We start from the raw sequence: 17,886 nt of genomic DNA, 5'->3' as shown, positions 1-17,886 counted from the left end.
GGAACAGCCGGTCGACGGTCCGCTGGTCCTGTGCCGGCATCTCAGGCCCGTCCATCGGACCCTCCTGTTCCCGGCCCGCCGGCCGGCCGTTCGGGCCGCTCCTGCGGCGGCCGTGATGGCTCGAGCGGCTCCGCCCGGCCCGCGGCGTCGGGGGGCACCAGGGGCTCCACGGGCTCGAGTTCGTCGGGCCGGAAGTAGTGGAAGCGGCCGTACCAGCCGTTCAGCTCGGCCGCGGGATCGTCGTCCAGCGTCACGGCGAGGTGGACGCTGCCGTCGACGTCCTGGAAGACGGCCGCGACCCGTGCGGTCCGCCCGGCCAGGAACATGTCCTGGGCGTCGGCACCCCGGCTGCGCGGGCGGAGCCGTACCCGGCTGCCGCCGCCCACTGGCACGCCGTCGACCGGCACCGTGTCGGTCGTAGGGGACACACCGTCTTCGGCGCCCTCCTGCCACCATGCGGGCCGGTCGGCCGTGGGGGCGGAGGAGGGCCCGGGGGAAGTCGTGGGTGCGGCGGCCGACGAGAGCGGGGCGGGCTCCGGCGGCCCGGCCGGGGTCAGCGAGCGGATGGTGCCGTGCAGCCGGGCGAAGACCTCCGGCGGCATGGTCTCCACCCGGTCCAGGATCTGGGCGGCACGCGGGTCGGTGGCCCGCGCCTCGCGCTTCTCCTGGTCGGTCAGCAACAGCGTGCGCAGCGTCAGGATCTCGTCGATCTCCGCGGCGTCGTGCAGGTCGCCCGGGCTCTCCGGTGCCACCTGAGGGTGGTCGGGCAGGATGATCGGCGAGGAGACGAGGGAGGGGCCGCAGGCCCCGTCCCGGGCGCCTGCGGCGGTCTCGGGCGGTGGTCCGCCGAGGACGGGGAACGTGAACGCGTTCTGGCACGCTCGGGCGTGTCCGAGCAGGTGCGCCGGCGGGTCGATCAGCGAGACGAACTCCACGCCGTCGCCGCCGACGAGCGTGTGTGTGGCGATGAGCGCGCCACGCAGCGCCTCGTCGCGAACGGCCCGCGGGTCCGGCGCCGGCCCCGTGTTCTCGGTACGGATCCGAAGACGGCAGACCTCGTCCCCGATCCGCTCGGCGACGACGGTTGTGCTCGCCCGCACGGCGGCGCGCCGCCGCACTACGCGCCCGGCACCCCCGAGGAGCCCTTCCCTCTCCTCTCCGCCGGGCGCACCGACCGGAAAGACGGACTCCTGCCCCAACAGGTCCTGCAGGCGTACGACGAGGTCCGTCTCGCGCGGTACCGCCTCGTCGAACGTCAGGTGCACCGTGCTGTCGTCCGTGCGCAGCGACTCGACAGGACGGTTCCTGCCGTCCCGGTCGGTCTCCTCCACCTGCTTGTGCTGCATCTGCAGATACCGCACCCGCACGCGCACCACCGCTTCCGGCTGCCGGACCCGCAGCAGGCACTCGGTCTGCTGGTACCACGAGTCGGCAGATCCCGAGATCCCAGGAGTGACGGGGCCCTCCCGCTCCACCCACTCACGGGGGAAGAGCACGCCGAACTGCCAGCGCACCCGGTTCTTGGACGACGAGCGGCGGTAGGGGTAGAGCAGGTAGCCCTCGTACAGGACAGCGTCGGCGACCGCGCCCAACTCATCGAAGTCACGCCCCGGGCACTGTGGGAGCACAGCCGTACGCGCTGCTGCGACAGCGCATGCGACGTCATCGTCGACTCCGGCCTGCGGCATGCCGCCTCCTCCGATCGGTAAATCCGCCTGACTCCTCCCATACCATGACATTTCTCACGCATGCCTACCTGGCCAGCGCGGCGGAATTGGGCTCTTCAGGGGGTCGAGGGCACCCAGGTGCGCGCACTACCGGAGAAACCTCAGAAAGAGGTGATGGGGCCGGGCCGGGGGAGCCGGGCCTATCGGCCCACGCCGGCATCCTCGTCGGCAGCGGCGTCGGCCGTGCGGACGGCGACCGCGGGTTCAGGAGCGAGGCGTCCGGCCACCACCACGCCGTAGAGCACGTGGTCGAGTGCGACAACCAGCCGCCACAGCATCCGCCGCTGCTTCGCGTGCTGCACGCCGAGCACCGGAGCGAGGGCCAGCTCGAAACCGAGCCAGACCAGCAGCCCGTAAGCGGGCCCGGTCATCGGCATGCTGCGCAGGCGAGCCGGCAGCAGCCCGAACACGGCACCGCCGGTGGCGCCGTAGGTCCAGTGGGTCAGTTCCGTGACCGCCTCCCGGCGGTGCTCCCGCGACCGCAGGACCCTGGCCGGCGCGTACTTCTCCATGATCGCCTCCGGCGGTGACTTCTCCTGCGGTGCAAGGGTCGCGGTGACCGTGCGGACCCCCGTCATCGCCATCGCGGCCACCAGCCCCCGGGCGCCGGCCCGGACAATGGCGGACGGGCTTCGATCTTCCTTGGCCATGGTCGCCCTCGCCTTCCTGTAAGGATTTCTGTAGACAGGAAATCAGCGCGTTGACGATCGCGCGCTGGGGGCCGGCGGGTCCTGGGCGCGTCGCGCAGGCCTTGCCCGGCCCGCGGCGCCTGGCGGACCAAGCCCTCGTGGGGCTGCGTTGTCGCTGCCACCGGACGGGGAACAACTGCGCGGCCGACTGTCCGCCCTCGCCTGGAGCAGGCCATGCGCGAGCTGAGCAGGGACCATGCCGCCTGTCTGATGAGTCAGGCCAGCTCACGCATTGCCTCGCCGATCGCCGTCACCCCTTCGGCGATGATGCCTGTCGGGCTCGCGGCATAGCCGAGGACGAGGCCGGGGCGGCCGGGTTGTTGCCGGTGCCATGACAGCGGCTGGCATTTCACGCCCCGGGCCAGGGCCGCGGCGGCGAGTTCGGTGTCGGGGATCTCGGGCGCGTAGGTGAGGGTCAGGTGCAGGCCGGCCGCCGCGCCGTGCACATGTGCGCCCGGCAGGTGTGCGGTGATGGCGTCGATCATCGCGTCGCGGCGGCGGCGGTGCCGGCCGCGCAGCAGCCGCAGGTGTCTGTCGAGGGCGCCGGACTCCATCAGATGGGCGAGAACGAGCTGCGGCAGCACGGCGTTGCCCAGGTCGGCGAAGCGTTTCGCGTCGGTGAGAGCGTCGCGGTAGCGGGGCGGCGGCACCATCCAGCCGATCCGCAGGGCGGGCGCGAGCAGTTTGGACACGCTGCCCATGTAGCAGACCTGGTCGGCCAGCAGTGCGCGCAGCGCGGGCACCGGCGGCCGGTCGTAGCGGTGTTCCGCGTCGTAGTCGTCCTCCAGGATCAGTCCGCCGTCCTGCGCCCAGTGCAGCAGCTCGCGGCGCCGCTCGCCGCTGGTGACCACGCCGGTGGGGAACTGGTGGGCCGGGGTGAGCAGGACGGCGCGCGCTGCGCTCGCGTGCAGTGCGTCGACGCGGACGCCGTCGTCGTCCACCGGTACCGGTGGGGTGGCCAGGCCTCCGTTCTGCAGGTGTTGGCGGGTGCCGAGCGAGCCCGGGTCCTCCACCGCCACGCCGTCGATGCCATCTGCGCGCAGCACGGGGTGGAGCAGGGTGAGCGCCTGCGCGGTGCCGGCGACGATCAGCACCTCGTCCGGCTCCACCCGGATGCCGCGGCTGCGTGCCAGCCAGTCGGCGACGGCGCGGCGCAACCGCGGGGCGCCGCGCGGGTCGCCGTAGCCGAGGTGGTCGAGCGACAACTCGGCCAGTACGGCCCGTTCGGCACGTACCCAGGCCGCGCGGGGGAACGCGGCAAGGTCGGGCTGGCCGGGGGTGAAGTCGACGCGGGCGGGGGCAGCGCGCAGCGCATCGAAGACGTCAGCACCGGGCGCGCGGGCGAACAGCGTGCCCGCCCGGCCGCTCCGCTCGCCGCCGCCGCCGTCGCGGAGCGGGCGGGGCGGCCTCGTCCGTGCGGGTACTAGGGGTGGCGCGAGGGGCGCTGCCACTACGACAGTGCCGCCGCGGCGGCGCCCCTCGACATGGCCGTCCTCCGTCAGTTGCCGGTACGCCTCGGTGACCGCGCCGCGCGACAGGCGCAGTTCGGCGGCGAGGACCCGGGTGGGCGGCAGCCTGCTGCCCACCGCCAGCCGGCCGTCCGCTATCGCCTGTCGCAGCCGCCCCGCCAGCCAGTCCGCCTTGCCGCCTGCGGGCGCCTCTCGCGCGTCCAGCTGCAGGAAGTCGGAGCCGTACACGGGCGGCCCGCCGTCCGCCGGCACCGCTGCCATCCCGCCGCCCTCTCCGGTCCCGTTCCTGCTGCTCACTTGGCCCATCGTGTCATCGGCCGCGGTGTCCCCCGAGCGTCGGCCGGACCCGGTCACCGAACGTGAACTCCGGTGTGGAGGGGGTCAGGACGGCTGTGACGGGGTCGACGGGCCAGTGTGCGGCGAGTTCCTGGGCGAGCGTCTTCAGCAGCTCCGGTACGGCCTGTGCGCCGCCCTCGTGCATCGCCTCGGCCACCACGAGGATCCGGCTGGTGTGCTCACCGACCGCCGAGTGGCCGCTCTGCCGGTTGGTCCAGCGGCGGGCGTGGGCCCGTCCGGCGGAGTCGGCGAAGGTCACCTCGCCGGGCACGGGATGCTCGGTTCCGCCGCCGAAGGCCGTGTAGTGCTCGTCACCGACGGCGTGGCGGACCTCGAGCAGCGGGCCCGCGATGCGGTCGGCGTCCAGGACCGCCACCGGGACGGCATACGCCACCGAGATGGCGTTGCACAGGTCGACCACCGGGTGGATGCGCGGCAGTGTTCCCTCCTTGCGCAGCCGGCGCAGCAGCGCCTCCGCGGCGCACCGGTACTGCGTCGGCCTGAGCCCCATCCTGGCGAACACCCGCCGCCAGGCGAGCACTTCGGGGAAGGTGCCCTCGGTGGCGTCGGCCAGCCGGTCCGCGGCGCGGGCCGTCCAGGCAGCCACCCGCTCGCCGGTGTCCGCGGCGGACCCGACGCTGGTGGCGCACAGCGTGCCGGCGGTGAGGTCGGGATAGTCGCGCCAGATGGCATCCGCGTGCCGGAAACGCATGCTCATGCCACCGCCAGCCGCGCGCTCAGGCCCACGAAACAGGCGGCGAACACCCCGCGGATTCCCCTTCTCAGCTTCGGCCGGGCCAGAACCTGACGGCGCACGGCGGCGGCGCACATCCCGTACGCGGCGAAGACGACGAACGTCACCAGCATGAACACTGTGCTGAGCCGGAGCATCACACCCAGGGAGCCTGGTTCGCCCGCGGGGACGAACTGCGGCAGAAACGCCACGAAGAACATCGTCAGCTTCGGGTTGAGCAGGTTGACCAGCACCGCGGAGGCGATCACGCGGTTCGCCGGACGCGGCTCGGCCCCCGCCTCGACGACCAGCGCATCGTCATCGCGCAGCGTCGCCCACGCCATGTACAGCAGGTAGCCGACACCGAGGTACTTCACCACCTCGAAGGCGACCGCACTGGCATGCAGCAGTGCGGCGAGACCGGTGATCGTCGCCACCAGATGCGGCACGACGCCCAGCGTGCAGCCGAGCGCGGCGACCACACTCGCCCGCCGGCCGTGGGACAGCCCGGCAGCGAGGGTGTACACCACGCCGGTGCCGGGGGTGACCACCACCACGAGGGTGGTCAGCAGGAACGCGATATTCAACGGGACATCTCCACAGGGGTTTCAAGGCCAGGGCCTCTCACCGTGCCCCACCCTTGGCCCGGCCGACAGAGCCAAAGTGCGCCGGTGTGAGTGGTCCAAAGTGGGCCGGGCCGGCGGACCGGATCCCGGCTCAGGAGGTGTCCGTACCTGGGGGGCTACTGGGTGGGTGGGATGCGGTAGACGGAGACGTGCGAACGCGCGTCGGCGGTGAACTCGGTGCCGATCCAGTCCGCGTGTCTGGACTCGAGCTCGAACCCAGCCAGCTGAGCCATGAGATCGAGTTCGGCCGGCCAGATGTAGCGGTGCGGGCTGCGCTCCAGCCGGGCCTGATGAGTGTCGTCGAAGTGGAAGTGGTGCGAGACGACGTGCTGGTGCAGGACGTCGTAGGTGTCCAGACCGATGTAGCCGGGTTCGGAATGGTAGACGGTGGCGGTCTGACCGGGCGGGAGCTTGCGCAGCTCGGGTACCCAGAGCTCGATCACGAACCGGCCACCGGGCGTGAGGTGGCGGGCGGCGTTGCGGAAGCACTCGACCTGCTCGGCCTGGGTGAGCAGGTTGGAGATGGTGTTGTAGACGAGGTAGACGAGCGTGAATGTCCCGGGGGCGACGGCGGTCGCCATGTCGCCGACGATCACGGGAATCGTCGCTTCGTCCGCCTTGGTTCGCAGCTGGCGGATCATCGGAAGCGACAACTCGACCCCGGTGACGGGCACTCCGCGCTCGGCGAGCGGGACCGCCACCCGGCCGGTCCCGATGGCGAACTCGAGCGCTGCTCCGCCGCCCGCGAGTTCAGCGAGGCGGTCCACCGTCGGCACCAGGACCTCGGGCGCGAACATACCCGTGCCGGGTGTGTCATAGCGTTGGGCCGCCTCGGCGTCCCAGATCTCCTCCTGAGTCATGCCGCCAACGGTGACCTTTCGGTCTCGACGATGTCCAGTGATTTCCCGACGTGCGGAGCTGCAGGCTCGGCCGGTGAGGCCGGTGCTGCCTGGCCCAATGCGTAACCGATGAGTTACGCTTCTGCTGTGGATGAACTGACCAGGGTGGCCGACGCCGTTGCCGATCCGGTACGCCGGGAGATCCTGGTCATGTTGCGCCACGCCCCGTTGACGGCGGGCGACATCGCTTCCCGGTTCACGATCAGCCGGCCCGCGGTGAGCCGTCATCTGCGCGTGCTCCGGGAGAGCGGGCTGGTCCGGGACGAGCAGGACGGGCGTCACCGACGCTACTCGCTCATCCGTTCCCCGCTGGGCCACCTCGCCGCGTGGCTCGGCCAGTTCGACGCCCAGCGGCCCGGCTGGCCGCAGCGCCTTGCCGCACTGGAGACCGAAGTCCACCGGGCACGCCGGGACCGAACCCGGTCCCAACCCGCCGACACCCCTTGTCCCGAGCATCAGGAGGACACGGCATGACTCTTGAGCCCACCGGCCGGCTCGAACGCACTCCAACGGGCTTCGACCTGATTCTCACCCGCACCTACCGCGCCTCCGTCGACGACGTCTGGGCAAGCGTGACCGAGCCGGAGCGCACCGCCCGCTGGTTCGGCCCGTGGCGCGGCGAGGCGGCGCCCGGTCGCACCATCGAAGTGCAGATGGCATTCGAGGAGTCGACGCCCTGGTGCCCGCTCGTGATCGAGGCGTGCGAACCGCCACACCGGCTTGCGGTCTCGATGGAGGACGAAGCCGGCTCCTGGTCGCTGGAGCTGTTGCTCACACAGACCGGAGCCACCACCGAACTCCGGCTGGTCCACCACCTTGCCTCCACGGAACACCTCGGGGCGACCGGGCCGGGCTGGGAGTACTACCTGGACATGCTCACCGCTGCGCGCACGGGCGCGCCCCGGCCGGACTTCGACGACTACTACCCCGCGCAGAAGGGATACTTCGAGTCCCTGGCCTGAGATCGGTTCATTCCGGTCCCCTGGATCGGCCCCAGGTTCGTGTCGGTCGACGGCAGCCGGCCGAACGACGCCGCGGATGATCGGCATGGGAGCAAAGGAGCTCGCCGAGGTGCGCGCGGCTCGGCCGGACCGGGTCAACCGGCCGGGGGGCCCAGCACGGTCAGCGCGGCCGTGGTCATCGCCGTCGTCGCCGAGGGCAGCGCGATGGGCAGATGCGGGGCGAACTCGGGTGAGTGATTGGGCGGCAGTGCCGCGAACCGTTCCGCGGTGCTCGCGCCGGCCGTGGCGGCCCACTGACGCGGCCCGACGACCCCGAACATCCAGTAGCCGAGCCGAACTCCCGTGCACCCGTGGATCTCCCGGCCGGCATCTCCGTAGAGACCGAAGTCCTCGGTCGCCATCGAGGGCGCCCACGGCACCACCCGTTCGGCGCCCAGTGCCTCGAGATGCGCGGCCTGCACCGCCGTGGTCACCTCCTCGTCGGGCAGGGTGACGGGTGACCGCGACACCACCGTGATCTCCGGGTCGCGTGGACAGCCCGATGCGGCCGATTCGGCACGTACGACCCGTTCGACGGCCGCCACGACGCGTTGCAGGGCCGGCAGGGAGAGCGCGCGCACGGTGATGCCGAGCGAGGCGCTGTCCGGTACGACACTGCTGTGGGTGCCGGCGTGGATCGAACCGACGGTGAGAGTGGTCTGCTCCGCGGGCGCGCTCTCCCGGGACACGATTCCCTGCAGCCGCAGCACCACCGCGGCGGCGGCGAGTACGGGGTCCACCGCCAGGTGCGGCGCCCCCACGTGTCCGCCGCGGCCGTACAGAGTGACGTCGAGGCCGACACTGCCCGCCAGCACCGGCTGCCCGTATCCGTGCGCCACCATGCCGCCCAGCAGGGGCGCCGTGTGCTGCGCGAGCACCGTGTCGGGGCGCCCGAAGCGTGCGTACAGGCCGTCCTCGAGCAGGGCGCGCGCGCCGGTCAGCGTCTCCTCGGCCGGCTGACCGGTGATCACCACGGTACCGCTCCAGTACGGCAGCGCACGGGCCAGCAGCGTGGCGGCTCCGAGTACGGCGGCGACATGGAGGTCGTGGCCGCAGGCGTGCATGAAAGGGCCCTGGGCGGCGTACGGCAGTCCGGTCCGTTCCCGCACCGGCAGAGCGTCCAGTTCGGCCCGCAGGAACACGCGCGGCCCCTCGCCGTTGGCGAGGACACCGACCACACCATGTCCGCCGACGTCGCGCGTCACGGCGTAGCCGTCCGCTGCCAGCGCGTCGGCGAGACGGGCCGCGGTTCGGGATTCCTCCCCGGACGGCTCCGGGTGCTGGTGCAGGTCCATGGCGAAGGCGGTGAGTGGGCGCAGCAGCGTGTCCAGCCCCCGCAACACGGGTGCGTGCCTGCCGGAGGGGACGTTCACCACGGTGCTCACCCGGTCATGATCCGGCGACCGGGCGGACATCCGCTGACAGATCACTGGCACATCACTGTCACCGCGCTGACCGGTCACCGGCGGAGCGCCGGCAGCCTGCTGCCTCCGGACGGCAGCGCCCTGTCAGCGGGCGGCAGCCGGATGCGTCAGTGGCCACCGGTCCAATGAGAGGGCCGAACACCCCGGGAGCAGCCCGGCGGTGTGCCCACGTCAGGAGTCACCATGGCTGACAAGTCGACCCTCGCCGCCCTCGCCGACGAGATCCTGGAGCTGGAGTCGGAGACCTTCGAGATCTCGGACTACTCGGACGCCAGCGAGGTCGTGCTCGCCGGTTCCACGAGCTGCTCCTCCACCTCCACCTGCTCCTCCACCACCAGCACCACCTCCTGCAGCGCCTGATCCTCAGGCCCGCAGCACGTCGGCGTCCGGCCTGGTCGGGCGCAGAAAAGGCCGGATATCGCTCACTCCCCCCAAGAGTGAGCGATACCCGGCCGTCGTGTGTCCCCGCGCTCTAGGGGAACGGATGCGGGACCCGTCTGATCTCGTGCTCCTCCAGGTCCGTGCTGCGCAGACCGCCGCGGCGAGCGGCGGTGCGCAGCCGCGGCATGCGCAGCGCGCGCTGGCGGGACCAGCCGAAGTCGATCGGCAGCAACCCGGGAGCCAGCACACAGACCGTGCGCAGCCTCATCCGCTGCTGCTCCGGTGTGGTCTGGTCCACGACGATGACATCGAGCCCGGCCCGCACCAACTCGTCGCGGCACAGGGCCACATCGTCCGCGAGGCCGCCGGTGCGCGGCCGCCCGGAGGACTCCCACGACGCGTACACCTGCGCCATCGGACGGACCGCCCTGGGCTCGTGGTACGGAGCCACGTGCACGGCCATGTCGGGGAGGCCGTACAGCTGGGCGTGGTCCTTGAGGTGCAGCACCTTGGCGAAGTCGGTTGCCATCGCCTCCAGTTCGTCGCGTCGTTCGCGCACTTGGCCGGACAGATGCGGAATGTAGGTCAACACCTCCGACAGGGCTCCCTCCAGTGCCGCCGAAGGATTCAGCGAGGCACCCGCGCCGAAGGAATAGGTCCCCGCACCGCCGTCCCGCCGGACCGCCAGTCCCGTGACGACCGGTACGGCGAGGTCGATCCGGTTGTCGAAGGCGTGCACGTCGTAGCCCTGCAGCGCGGCCCGGTCGATCATGGCGCGGACGGTGGGGTCGCCGACCGTGGCCAGGTCGATCGCCGTCAGCCGGGTGCCGCCGTACCAGGCGAGCAGGAATGCGTCCCGCTCGATCAGTTCGAGCAGCCCACCGAGGACCGCTTCCTCCAGACAGCTGCCGATCGCACAGCCGTTGGAGCACTCGAAGACGAAGTTGTCCGCCGCCAGCCCCGCGCTGTAGTGGACCAGCCGGGCGGGTACCAGCACGGGACGCTCGTCGCGCAGCGAGTAGCCCCACACCCAGGGGATCGGGCGGTCGGGGTCGAACGGGTCGACGAGCGGGTCGTCACGGTAGGTCTCCGGGGCGTAGAAGCCGCAGTCGGCCGGGTTGAGCGCGTCCTCGCCCAGACTGGTGTACGAGGCGGTGAGCAGCTTGGTTCCGCGCCGTCGGTGGGTCCCGGCGTACCGCTCGAGGCCTTCCAGGAAGGCCAGGTCGCGGCTGGCGGCGAACCCGTTGGCCTGGCCGCTCCAGGTCACGTCGGTCAGGCCCGCGTAGCCGCGCATGAACACGCTGCCCGCGACCGGAGCGGTGGTCGGCGAGGTGACGTTGAGCCAGGTCCCGGCGCCGAGCAGGCCGGTGACGGGATTCGCGAGCGCCGCCGGTGCCAGCGGGTAGGAGGACGCCGGCCGCAGCCGGTAGGTGTCCTCGGCCGGCTTCGGCCGGCTCACCAGGGCGAGCTCGGCCGTCTCCCGGGTGTCCGTTCCGCCGGGGCCGCAGTGCGGGCACAGCGGGTCGGCGTACAGCGGGAACGTCCGCACGGTCAGGGTTGCCACGTCCAGGCAGGACACCTGCGGCAGCGCCCGGTCGGCGGCCGTCGGGCCGGGCGGCACCGGGCCCGGGGAGCCGATGGCCGCCTCGTACAGCGCGTGCACCGCGTCCGCGATGAACGCCGGCTGTTCGGGCCAGTGCGGCGCGAAGCTCCACGGCGAGCCCGTCTCCAGAGCGTCCCGCTCGGTGCGCGAGCGCAGCCGCTGCCAGCGCATCGCGAGGCATGTCCCGCATGCCCGTGCGTCCGGGTCGCCGCCCCACGGCCCCACCAGTACCTCGCGGGAGGTGAGGTGCACCATGGCGGTGGGCCGCACCGAGGCGTGCGGGTCGTCCCGCACGTTGCGTGCCCCCAGCGGCACCACCTCGGGCGCCCGGCCGGGAGCGCACCGCTCGGCCAGCGCCGACCGCAGCCGGCGCCGAGCCTCCTCCAGCGGTACGCCCTCCCGTACGGCGGTCGTTGTCATGCGCGGTTGCTCCAGCGGAAGGTCCTCAGGCCGATGGCCGCGAAGACGACGGTGAAGCCGACGAGCGCGCCGCAGCCGACGGCGATGTCGCCGAGGCTGCCGCTGCCGGTCAGGGATGCGGAGACGGCGTCGTTGAAGTAGCGCAGCGGCAGCACCCGGGAGACCGTCTGCAGCCAGGACGGCATCATGTCCAGCGGCAGGAACGAGCCGGAGGTAGACGTCCTCGAGCGTGGCCGTGCGGGTCTGCACGCCGTCCAGGCCGCCGAGCGCGTCGAGCGCCGACAGCACCTTCCCGGACACCTGGGTTTCGAGGACGAGGCTGCCTCCGCGCAGGGCGGCGCGGTCCACGCCCGGGATCGCCTCCGCCTCCGCCACGGTCATCCGCTCCGGCGGCAGCAGCAGCGAGGTCGCCGCGCCTGCCGCGCCGACCAGTCCGCGCGGGGAGTCCAGTGCGGCGATCCGGCCCTCCACCAGGATCGCCACCCGGTCGCAGAGGGCCTCCGCCTCGTCCAGGTGGTGCGTGGTGTACACGATGGTGCGGCCCGCTTCCTTGAGGCCGCGCAGGACGTCCCACAGGTCGCGGCGGGCCTGCGGGTCGAGGGCGGCGGTGGGCTCGTCCAGGAAGATCAGTTCGGGGTCGTGAACCAGGGCGGAGGCGATGGCCAGCCGCTGACGCTGCCCGCCCGAGAGGTTCTCCACCCGCGTGTCCCGCTGCTCCACGAGGGCCACGGCCTCCAGCGTCCGTTCGACCGCTGCCCGGTCCGTGCCGTAGAGGGCGGCGACGGTCGCCAGGTGCTCATGTGCCGTCTGGCGCACGAAGAAGGCCGAGGACTGGGTCTGGACACCGAGCCGTGGGAGCAGTGCGACATTGCGCGGCCAGGGGGCGGTGCCCAGCACGCTGACGGTGCCGGAGTCGGCCCGTCGCAGACCTTCCATGATCTCCACCAGGGTGGTCTTGCCCGCGCCGTTGGGCCCGAGCAGGCCGAAGAACTCGCCACGGCCGACGCGCAGCGACAGCAGTGTCTGCGGCAACGACACCTCCGCCGCGCCCAGCAGCCGCTGTGCCTCGCTCAGTGAGGCGCGCAGCCGGTGCAGCAGCTTCGCCCGCCCGGCAATTTCCGCGTCCGGATACTCCTCGATCAGCGTGGCGGCATTGCCCAGTTCGCCGGCGAGCTCGCTCGCCCAGGAACGGTCCAGCCCCCGCAGGGCGTCCCGGAAGGAGCGGAGCGGGTCGGCGGTGTGCGCGTCGGTGTCCAGGCAGGGGACGCGGATCATGCCCAGGTGCAGCAGCGCGGCCACGTACGTCTCACACAGCTCGGCGTCCGCCTGCCCGTCGTACTCGGTGCGCAGCCAGTCGACCAACTCCCGGTAGCGCAGCTCCCGTTCGCCCAGCAGGGCGATGAGCCGGTCCAGGGTTCCGCTGCGGCGCAGGAAGAACAGCCGGTCCTTGACCGCGTCGAAGGTGACCGCCGCGTCGTCGTCGCCCGTGGTGACCCAGCGGCGTACGTACCGCACGCGGTGATCGTCACTGCCCCAGCCCGACGCGAGCCGCACCGGGAGGTCGGCGCGCAGCGCGGGGGAGGCGAGGATCTGCTCCGCGAAACGGGCGAGCACGACGACGTTCAGCCGCACTCGGCCCCGCCACTGCGCTCGGATGCGCATGGAGGGGTCGTCGCTGTCGTCGAAGGCGCCGAGGGCGACGCCCGTGAACGTGCTGAACGGGCTGGTCTTGCAGGCCGTCCGGTACAGGTACGACAGCACCGAGCGTTCCACTTTCCGCAGCCGCTTGTTGGGGCGCTCGCCGGCGCCGAGGCGCACATACGGTTCCAGGCGGGCCTCGAGCGTCGGCGAGGCCAGGAGGAGTCCGTGGCGCAGCCGGTCCTCGCGCAGCAGCGCCCGCAGCGCTGCGCGCGTCCGGTCGAGCTCACCGCTCAGCAGCGCCCGGCCGTGGGCCCTGAGCCCGGTCAGCGCCCGCCGGTCGTCCAGCCACCGTCCGGTTCGCTCGGCCACGCCGGAATCCAGCGTGGCGATCAGGCCGAGGACGTCGGAGGGGCGCGCGGGCAGCCGGTTGTTGAAGATGTCCCGGCGCAGAGCGAGCAGGTGACGGCGTCGCCCCCCGTCGTCGTCGGGGAATGCGCGGTCAACGGCCGGGACCAGCGCGTGCAGTACGTCGCTGAGCTCCCGGCCCCGTTCGAACAGGTCCTCCTCGGCCGACAGGACGTCGTCGGCCCAGCGGACGGTGTCCGGACAGCGCAGGTCGCGGACGGTCTCGATGGGCAGGCCGGCCACCCGCAGCAGGAAGCGTCGGCCGGGCTGCCAGCTGGTTCTCCGTGTCACGGCGGCTCCCTGTCAGGCGATGTCGGAACGGAAGTCGGCGGGGTGCGGCCGCTCATTGCCGAGCAGCATGATCAGCAGGGGCGCTTCCCCTGTGCCCTCCAGCCCGAGCTCCTCGATGTAGGAGATGTTGTCGAAGCCGAGGGCGACACCGGCGCCGAGCCCGAGTGCGGCCGAGGCCGTGTAGAAGGTCTGCGCGATCGCCCCCACGGTGGCGTTGACCAGCCGGTACCCCCGATCGCCGACGGCGTCGAGGACCGCCGTCGTGCGCAGCGTCGGCACGATGACGGCGCCCGCCTGTTCGAGGTTGTAGTTGGACAGGAAGTAGTTCCGCTGCAGGAACGAGCCCGGCGCGCCCGGCGCCACCAACTGCAGCGTGTGGGTGTCGGGTTCGTAGGCGTACGCGCCGGGCTCGACACCTTCGACGTGATTGACGAAGGCGTACAGCCGTGCCTGCCGCGGCGTGCCGTCGGGTTCCGCGTCGCTGTCGAGCCGTGCCTCGGCGCATGCCGCGAGCGTGGTGGCCAACTGCGCCGCGGTCACCGGGGCGGTCGCGTCGAAGCGGCCGAAGCTGCTGCGGCGCGCGCGCAATGCCGTACGCACACTGACCGCGGGGAACCCGGCCGGCGGCAGCGCGACCCGATCCGCGGCCCCCGTCAACGCGGCCGGCGCGCTGCGCTCGAGCGCGCCCGGCGCCGGCCGGCCGGTGGCGTGTTCGGCCGTCGCGCGGCGGATGCGCCGCAGCGTGTCGAAGTCGAGCACGGTCCGGGACCGTTCCAGGTCTCGTCGGCGGACGGCCGCACCGACTGTCTCCCGGGCGTCGGAGGCCGGCGGCGGTGTGTCCCAGAGCAGCGGTACTACGGCGAACAGGCCTTCCTCGTCCTCGCCCAGCCCCAGCAGCCCGGCCAGCCGCGCCTCGTCGAACCAGAGCGCGGGCGCCAGCCGCAGTCCACAGCCGCGCGCCCAGATGCGCCAGGTCTGCAGCAGCGCTCCGACGTCCATGCTCACGGCGTGGAAGGAGAAGCTGTTGTACTTGAAGGCGTTCTGCCAGTACTTGACGCCCAGCACCAGGTACTGGTCCGTCTCCTCGCTGTGGGTTCCGAGGGCCGCGCGTACCTGGCCGCTGACGTCGCCCGCCAGGAGCCGCTGCATGCAGTGGTGCGGCGGGGAGTAGTAGTGCACTCCGGGCGTGAGCGGTCCGGACGGGCCCGAGACCCAGTAGACGCTCACGGGGTACAAACCGCCGCCGGAGGCGGTGCCCCGGGACCAGTTGGCCTGCGGGTAGTGGGGCAGCGCCGCCAGGTCGGTGTTGGCCTGGACGCCGAGGCGCCTGCCCACCAGCCCGTAGGAGTCCAGCAGCATGCCGGACAGCAGGGGCAGCGAGAAACGCCGCGTTGCGCCCGGGGAGTCCTCGGGCAGGCAGCCGGCCGCGACCGTGGCGTGCGCGGGGTACGGCGTGTCGGGCAGCGGGAACGACTCGGCACCCGGGTAGTACTTCGCCTTGCGCGGCCGGTCCGCCCAGTCGGGCACGAAGTCGGCCGGCTCCATCGGAATCCGGCCCCGGTGCATGATGGCCGTGGCGTATTCATGGGCGTAGCCCATGGGGGTCTCCTCTGCTGTGGCATGGGGGCTTGGCGCGGTGCGGGGAGTGCGGTCAGGGGAAGGGGTGCGGGGCCGGGTTGACGTCGGCCGTCTCCAGGTCCCGTTCGCGCAGCCCCGCCTCGCGCAGAGCGGTGCGCAGCCGCGGCATGCCCAGGGCACGCTGACGCGACCAGCCGAAGTCGATCGGCAGCAGCCCGGGCACGAGCACACTGAAGGTGTGCAGTCCCAGCAGCCGCTGCTCGGGCAGGGTCTGGTCCACGACCACCACGTCGAATCCGGCGGCGACGACCACGGCGACACACCGCTCCAGGTCGTCCCGCAGGTCGGGCGAGGCGGGCGCACCGGAGGCGTCCGGCCATGCGAGGTCGGCGACCGCGAGCGGCGGCCGCGCGGCCCGGGCACGCAGCAGGAAGTCGGCGTGGACGCCCATCTCGGGGATGCCGTAGACGAGCGGGTGGTCGTGCAGCGCGGTCACCCGAGAGAAGTCCTCCGCCATGGCGCGCAGCCTGGTCTCGTCGCGCTGGGACCGGCCCTGCAGATTGACTGCGTCGGTGGCGATCTCGCACAGCGCCGCGTCCAGCGCGGACTCCGGGTCGAGCCCGGCACCCGCGCCGAAGCACATCCGGCCCAGGCCGCCGTCCACCCGCTCCGCGACGCCGGTGACCACGGGGATCGGGAACGTGATGCGGGTGTCGAAGAACCGGGCCCGGTAGCCGTACATCGCCAGCCGGTCCACCATGTGCCGGGTGGCGGGGCGGGCGCTGGTGGCGGGGTCGATCTCCGGCAGCGGCTGCCGCCCGTACCAGGCGAGGAGGAAGGCGTCCCGCTCGACGACCTCCATCAGGCCGAAGTAGACGGCCTCCTCGACACAGCCGCCCGACGCACAGCCGTTGGAGCTCTCCTGGACGAACCGGTTCTCCAGTCCTGGCGCGTGATAGTACGTCAGGATCTCGGGCACGAGCCGCGGCGTCCTGTCCCGCAGGGAGTAGCCCCACACCCACGGGATCTCGCGGTCCGGCGCGAACGGCACGACGTGCGGATTGTCCCGGTGGAAGGCCTCCGAGTAGAGCCCCACGCGTCTCGGGTCGACGGCGTCGGCGCCGAACTCGTCGAGCGTCCCGGCCACCGTCGTCCGCTTGCCGCGCGCTCGCATGCCCGCGTACCGCTCCAGCCCTTCGAGTACCCCGATGCGCGCACTCGCGTCGAACGAGCCCGCGTGTCCGCCCCAGAACGTCTTGCGCAGGTACTCCCCGGAACGCATCGAGAAGCAGCCGATGGCCGCCGACGTGGATGTGGAGGAGACGTCATGGACGACGGACGGGCCGAGGGCACCGCACACCGGGTTCGCGAAGACCGCCACGTCGATGTCGTAGGCCTCGATGCTCCGCAGCCGAAAGGTCCCCGGCGCGTGCTTCGGAGCGGAGGCCAGGGTGACGACGGCACCGTCGGGCGCGTCGGGGACGGGCCGGGAGCAGGCCGGGCACTGGGGATCGGGGACGAGGGGATGACGGCGGACCGACAGTGACTCCAAGTCCAGCACCTGGACGTCGGGGAAGGGCTTGCGCGCCGGGTGAGCGTGCGCCTGTGCCACGAGCGAGGCGAGTGCGTCGGCGGCGAACGGGACGGCGTACGGCCAAGGCCCGGACTCGTGCGTGGCGCCGCCCAGTTCGAGGGCGTCGCGCAGCGCCACCGAGCGGACCGCCTGCCAGCGCCTGGTCAGGCACTGCGGGCAGGGCGACTCACTTTCGTCGGTGAGGGCCGACGATGGCCTGCCACGTGTACAGATGCACGGGGACGCTTCCCTGTGCGCCGGGGCTGTGGGCTTCGGCGAACGCGTCGCCGAAGCCCAGCGCACGCACCGACACGTCGATGTGACCGTGGCCCTGCCCCGTCCAGTGCCGTTCGCAGCAGGTCGGCCATCAGGCGCGCCGGACTCGGTTCGCAGACCGCCGGTGCGATGGCCGGCCTGACCGTCGTGCTAACCGACACGTCGGGCCTCCGACGTCAGCAGGACGCGGACGACGTGGACACCGGCCCGCTCCAGGTCCGCGAAGCCCGTCGGTACCACCAGGGCGTCACGACGCTGTTCGCCGCCTCGTCGGCGATCCCGGCCCGGTCGAGCCCTGGCAGTACGCCGATGGTGGCGCTGCCGTTGCGGAGCAGGCTCAGGACGCACCAGCGGGCCGTGAGATCACTGCCGACGACGGCCACCCGCGTGTCGCGGAACCGCTGGAAGCGCTGCGCGGCATCGTCGGCGTAGTGCTCGGTGTAGGCGATCTGGGCCGCGTAGCGGCGCGCCACGTCGTCGGACGGCTCCGGCGCGTCGAGCGCGTCCGGCGAGGGGCTGGGTGGGACGGAACGGGCGAAGCCCCGCTCGTACAGGGTGCCGACGAGTTCGCCGACCATGTCGCGCTGCCGGTCGCCGAAGCCCGCACAGATCTCGGCGACGGTGTGCTCGCCGTTGAGATGCGGCACGAGCAGGGTGGCGAAGCGGTAAGCCGACTTGGCCGTCAGGCGGAAGCCGCCATCGGCGTTGTGGAAGAGGACGCCGTCGGGGTCTCGGTGAACAGGACGTCACGCCGGATGCGGGGGCGGGATGCTGCGACGGCTTCGTACCGTGCGGAAAGCATGCTGATGTCACC

The 17,886-nt window shown here is 72.3% G+C and carries 12 protein-coding genes and 5 pseudogenes; 3 read left to right on the top strand and 14 right to left on the bottom strand.

What is annotated here, in order from left to right; genetic code table 11:
- Window positions 1–41: 41 nt before the first annotated feature.
- From StrepF001_RS40315 to StrepF001_RS40290, 6 genes are all read right to left on the bottom strand, one after another.
- Window positions 42–1,688, bottom strand: coding sequence for a hypothetical protein (locus StrepF001_RS40315; protein ID WP_240797927.1), 1,647 nt, complete (start codon window positions 1,686–1,688; stop codon window positions 42–44).
- A 179-nt stretch (window positions 1,689–1,867) separates the two neighbouring features.
- On the bottom strand, window positions 1,868–2,377 hold the full coding sequence (locus StrepF001_RS40310; RefSeq protein ID WP_129803038.1) for a hypothetical protein: 510 nt from the start codon (window positions 2,375–2,377) through the stop codon (window positions 1,868–1,870).
- 254 nt (window positions 2,378–2,631) lie between these two features.
- Entirely contained in the window at window positions 2,632–4,146 is a 1,515-nt protein-coding gene (locus StrepF001_RS40305; RefSeq protein ID WP_129803133.1) for a PLP-dependent aminotransferase family protein, read from the bottom strand.
- 49 nt (window positions 4,147–4,195) lie between these two features.
- A complete protein-coding gene (locus StrepF001_RS40300) occupies window positions 4,196–4,939 on the bottom strand; it encodes a phenylalanine--tRNA ligase beta subunit-related protein (protein ID WP_240797926.1) in 744 nt (247 codons plus the stop codon).
- The gene (locus StrepF001_RS40295) at window positions 4,936–5,541 is read right to left on the bottom strand and encodes a LysE family translocator (RefSeq protein ID WP_129803037.1); all 606 of its coding nucleotides are present in this window, start codon (window positions 5,539–5,541) and stop codon (window positions 4,936–4,938) included. The genes StrepF001_RS40300 and StrepF001_RS40295 overlap by 4 nt, the downstream gene beginning before the upstream one ends.
- Window positions 5,542–5,696: 155 nt before the next feature.
- Entirely contained in the window at window positions 5,697–6,440 is a 744-nt protein-coding gene (locus StrepF001_RS40290; RefSeq protein WP_129803036.1) for a class I SAM-dependent methyltransferase, read from the bottom strand.
- Window positions 6,441–6,566: 126 nt separating this feature from the next.
- Between StrepF001_RS40290 and StrepF001_RS40285 the strand changes: the two genes are divergently transcribed.
- Window positions 6,567–6,953, top strand: a complete 387-nt coding sequence (locus StrepF001_RS40285) for a metalloregulator ArsR/SmtB family transcription factor (RefSeq protein ID WP_129803035.1) — start codon at window positions 6,567–6,569, stop codon at window positions 6,951–6,953.
- Entirely contained in the window at window positions 6,950–7,441 is a 492-nt protein-coding gene (locus StrepF001_RS40280) for an SRPBCC family protein (RefSeq protein ID WP_129803034.1), read from the top strand. The genes StrepF001_RS40285 and StrepF001_RS40280 overlap by 4 nt, the downstream gene beginning before the upstream one ends.
- Before the next feature lie 134 nt (window positions 7,442–7,575).
- Here StrepF001_RS40280 and StrepF001_RS40275 read toward each other — a convergent pair whose 3' ends face one another.
- Window positions 7,576–8,865, bottom strand: a complete 1,290-nt coding sequence (locus StrepF001_RS40275) for an amidohydrolase (protein WP_346657009.1) — start codon at window positions 8,863–8,865, stop codon at window positions 7,576–7,578.
- A 222-nt stretch (window positions 8,866–9,087) separates the two neighbouring features.
- On the opposite strand from StrepF001_RS40275, the gene StrepF001_RS40270 reads away from it, so the two are divergent.
- Window positions 9,088–9,264, top strand: coding sequence for a thiazolylpeptide-type bacteriocin (locus tag StrepF001_RS40270; RefSeq protein WP_053760578.1), 177 nt, complete (start codon window positions 9,088–9,090; stop codon window positions 9,262–9,264).
- 112 nt (window positions 9,265–9,376) lie between these two features.
- Here StrepF001_RS40270 and StrepF001_RS46735 read toward each other — a convergent pair whose 3' ends face one another.
- The 7 genes and pseudogenes from StrepF001_RS46735 to StrepF001_RS40240 all read right to left on the bottom strand — a co-directional run.
- Window positions 9,377–11,308 carry a TOMM precursor leader peptide-binding protein gene (locus StrepF001_RS46735; protein WP_206307112.1) on the bottom strand — a complete coding sequence of 644 codons (1,932 nt, stop codon included), beginning with the start codon at window positions 11,306–11,308 and terminating at the stop codon, window positions 9,377–9,379.
- Window positions 11,305–11,520 (bottom strand): annotated as a pseudogene (locus StrepF001_RS50325) (ABC transporter permease); the annotation flags it as partial. The gene StrepF001_RS46735 and the pseudogene StrepF001_RS50325, both read right to left, overlap by 4 nt.
- Window positions 11,513–12,325 (bottom strand): annotated as a pseudogene (locus StrepF001_RS46730) (ABC transporter ATP-binding protein); the annotation flags it as partial. The pseudogenes StrepF001_RS46730 and StrepF001_RS50325, both read right to left, overlap by 8 nt.
- 57 nt (window positions 12,326–12,382) lie before the next feature.
- Window positions 12,383–13,318: pseudogene (locus tag StrepF001_RS46725) on the bottom strand (lantibiotic dehydratase); the annotation flags it as partial.
- 339 nt (window positions 13,319–13,657) lie between these two features.
- On the bottom strand, window positions 13,658–15,244 hold the full coding sequence (locus tag StrepF001_RS40250) for a nitroreductase family protein (protein WP_129803033.1): 1,587 nt from the start codon (window positions 15,242–15,244) through the stop codon (window positions 13,658–13,660).
- Window positions 15,245–15,296: 52 nt separating this feature from the next.
- A pseudogene (locus tag StrepF001_RS40245) lies at window positions 15,297–17,094 on the bottom strand (TOMM precursor leader peptide-binding protein).
- Between the two features lie 280 nt (window positions 17,095–17,374).
- Window positions 17,375–17,874: pseudogene (locus StrepF001_RS40240) on the bottom strand (transcriptional activator protein); the annotation flags it as partial.
- Window positions 17,875–17,886: the final 12 nt, after the last annotated feature.

The organism is Streptomyces sp. F001, from assembly GCF_004187715.1.
GTDB classification, from domain to species: Bacteria; Actinomycetota; Actinomycetes; order Streptomycetales; family Streptomycetaceae; genus Streptomyces; species Streptomyces flavusporus.
Note: the sequence above shows the minus strand (reverse complement) of the source record. Positions and strands in the feature narration are given on the sequence as shown.

Bases quoted from the DNA above. Each gene is read 5' to 3' on its own strand.
- StrepF001_RS40250 (WP_129803033.1), bottom strand. From the start codon at position 15,244: ATGGGCTACGCCCATGAATACGCCACGGCCATCATGCACCGGGGCCGG.
- StrepF001_RS40305 (WP_129803133.1), bottom strand. From the start codon at position 4,146: ATGGCAGCGGTGCCGGCGGACGGCGGGCCGCCCGTGTACGGCTCCGAC.
- StrepF001_RS46735 (WP_206307112.1), bottom strand. From the start codon at position 11,308: ATGACAACGACCGCCGTACGGGAGGGCGTACCGCTGGAGGAGGCTCGG.
- StrepF001_RS40300 (WP_240797926.1), bottom strand. From the start codon at position 4,939: ATGAGCATGCGTTTCCGGCACGCGGATGCCATCTGGCGCGACTATCCC.
- StrepF001_RS40280 (WP_129803034.1), top strand. From the start codon at position 6,950: ATGACTCTTGAGCCCACCGGCCGGCTCGAACGCACTCCAACGGGCTTC.
- StrepF001_RS40310 (WP_129803038.1), bottom strand. From the start codon at position 2,377: ATGGCCAAGGAAGATCGAAGCCCGTCCGCCATTGTCCGGGCCGGCGCC.
- StrepF001_RS40315 (WP_240797927.1), bottom strand. From the start codon at position 1,688: ATGCCGCAGGCCGGAGTCGACGATGACGTCGCATGCGCTGTCGCAGCA.
- StrepF001_RS40270 (WP_053760578.1), top strand. From the start codon at position 9,088: ATGGCTGACAAGTCGACCCTCGCCGCCCTCGCCGACGAGATCCTGGAG.
- StrepF001_RS40290 (WP_129803036.1), bottom strand. From the start codon at position 6,440: ATGACTCAGGAGGAGATCTGGGACGCCGAGGCGGCCCAACGCTATGAC.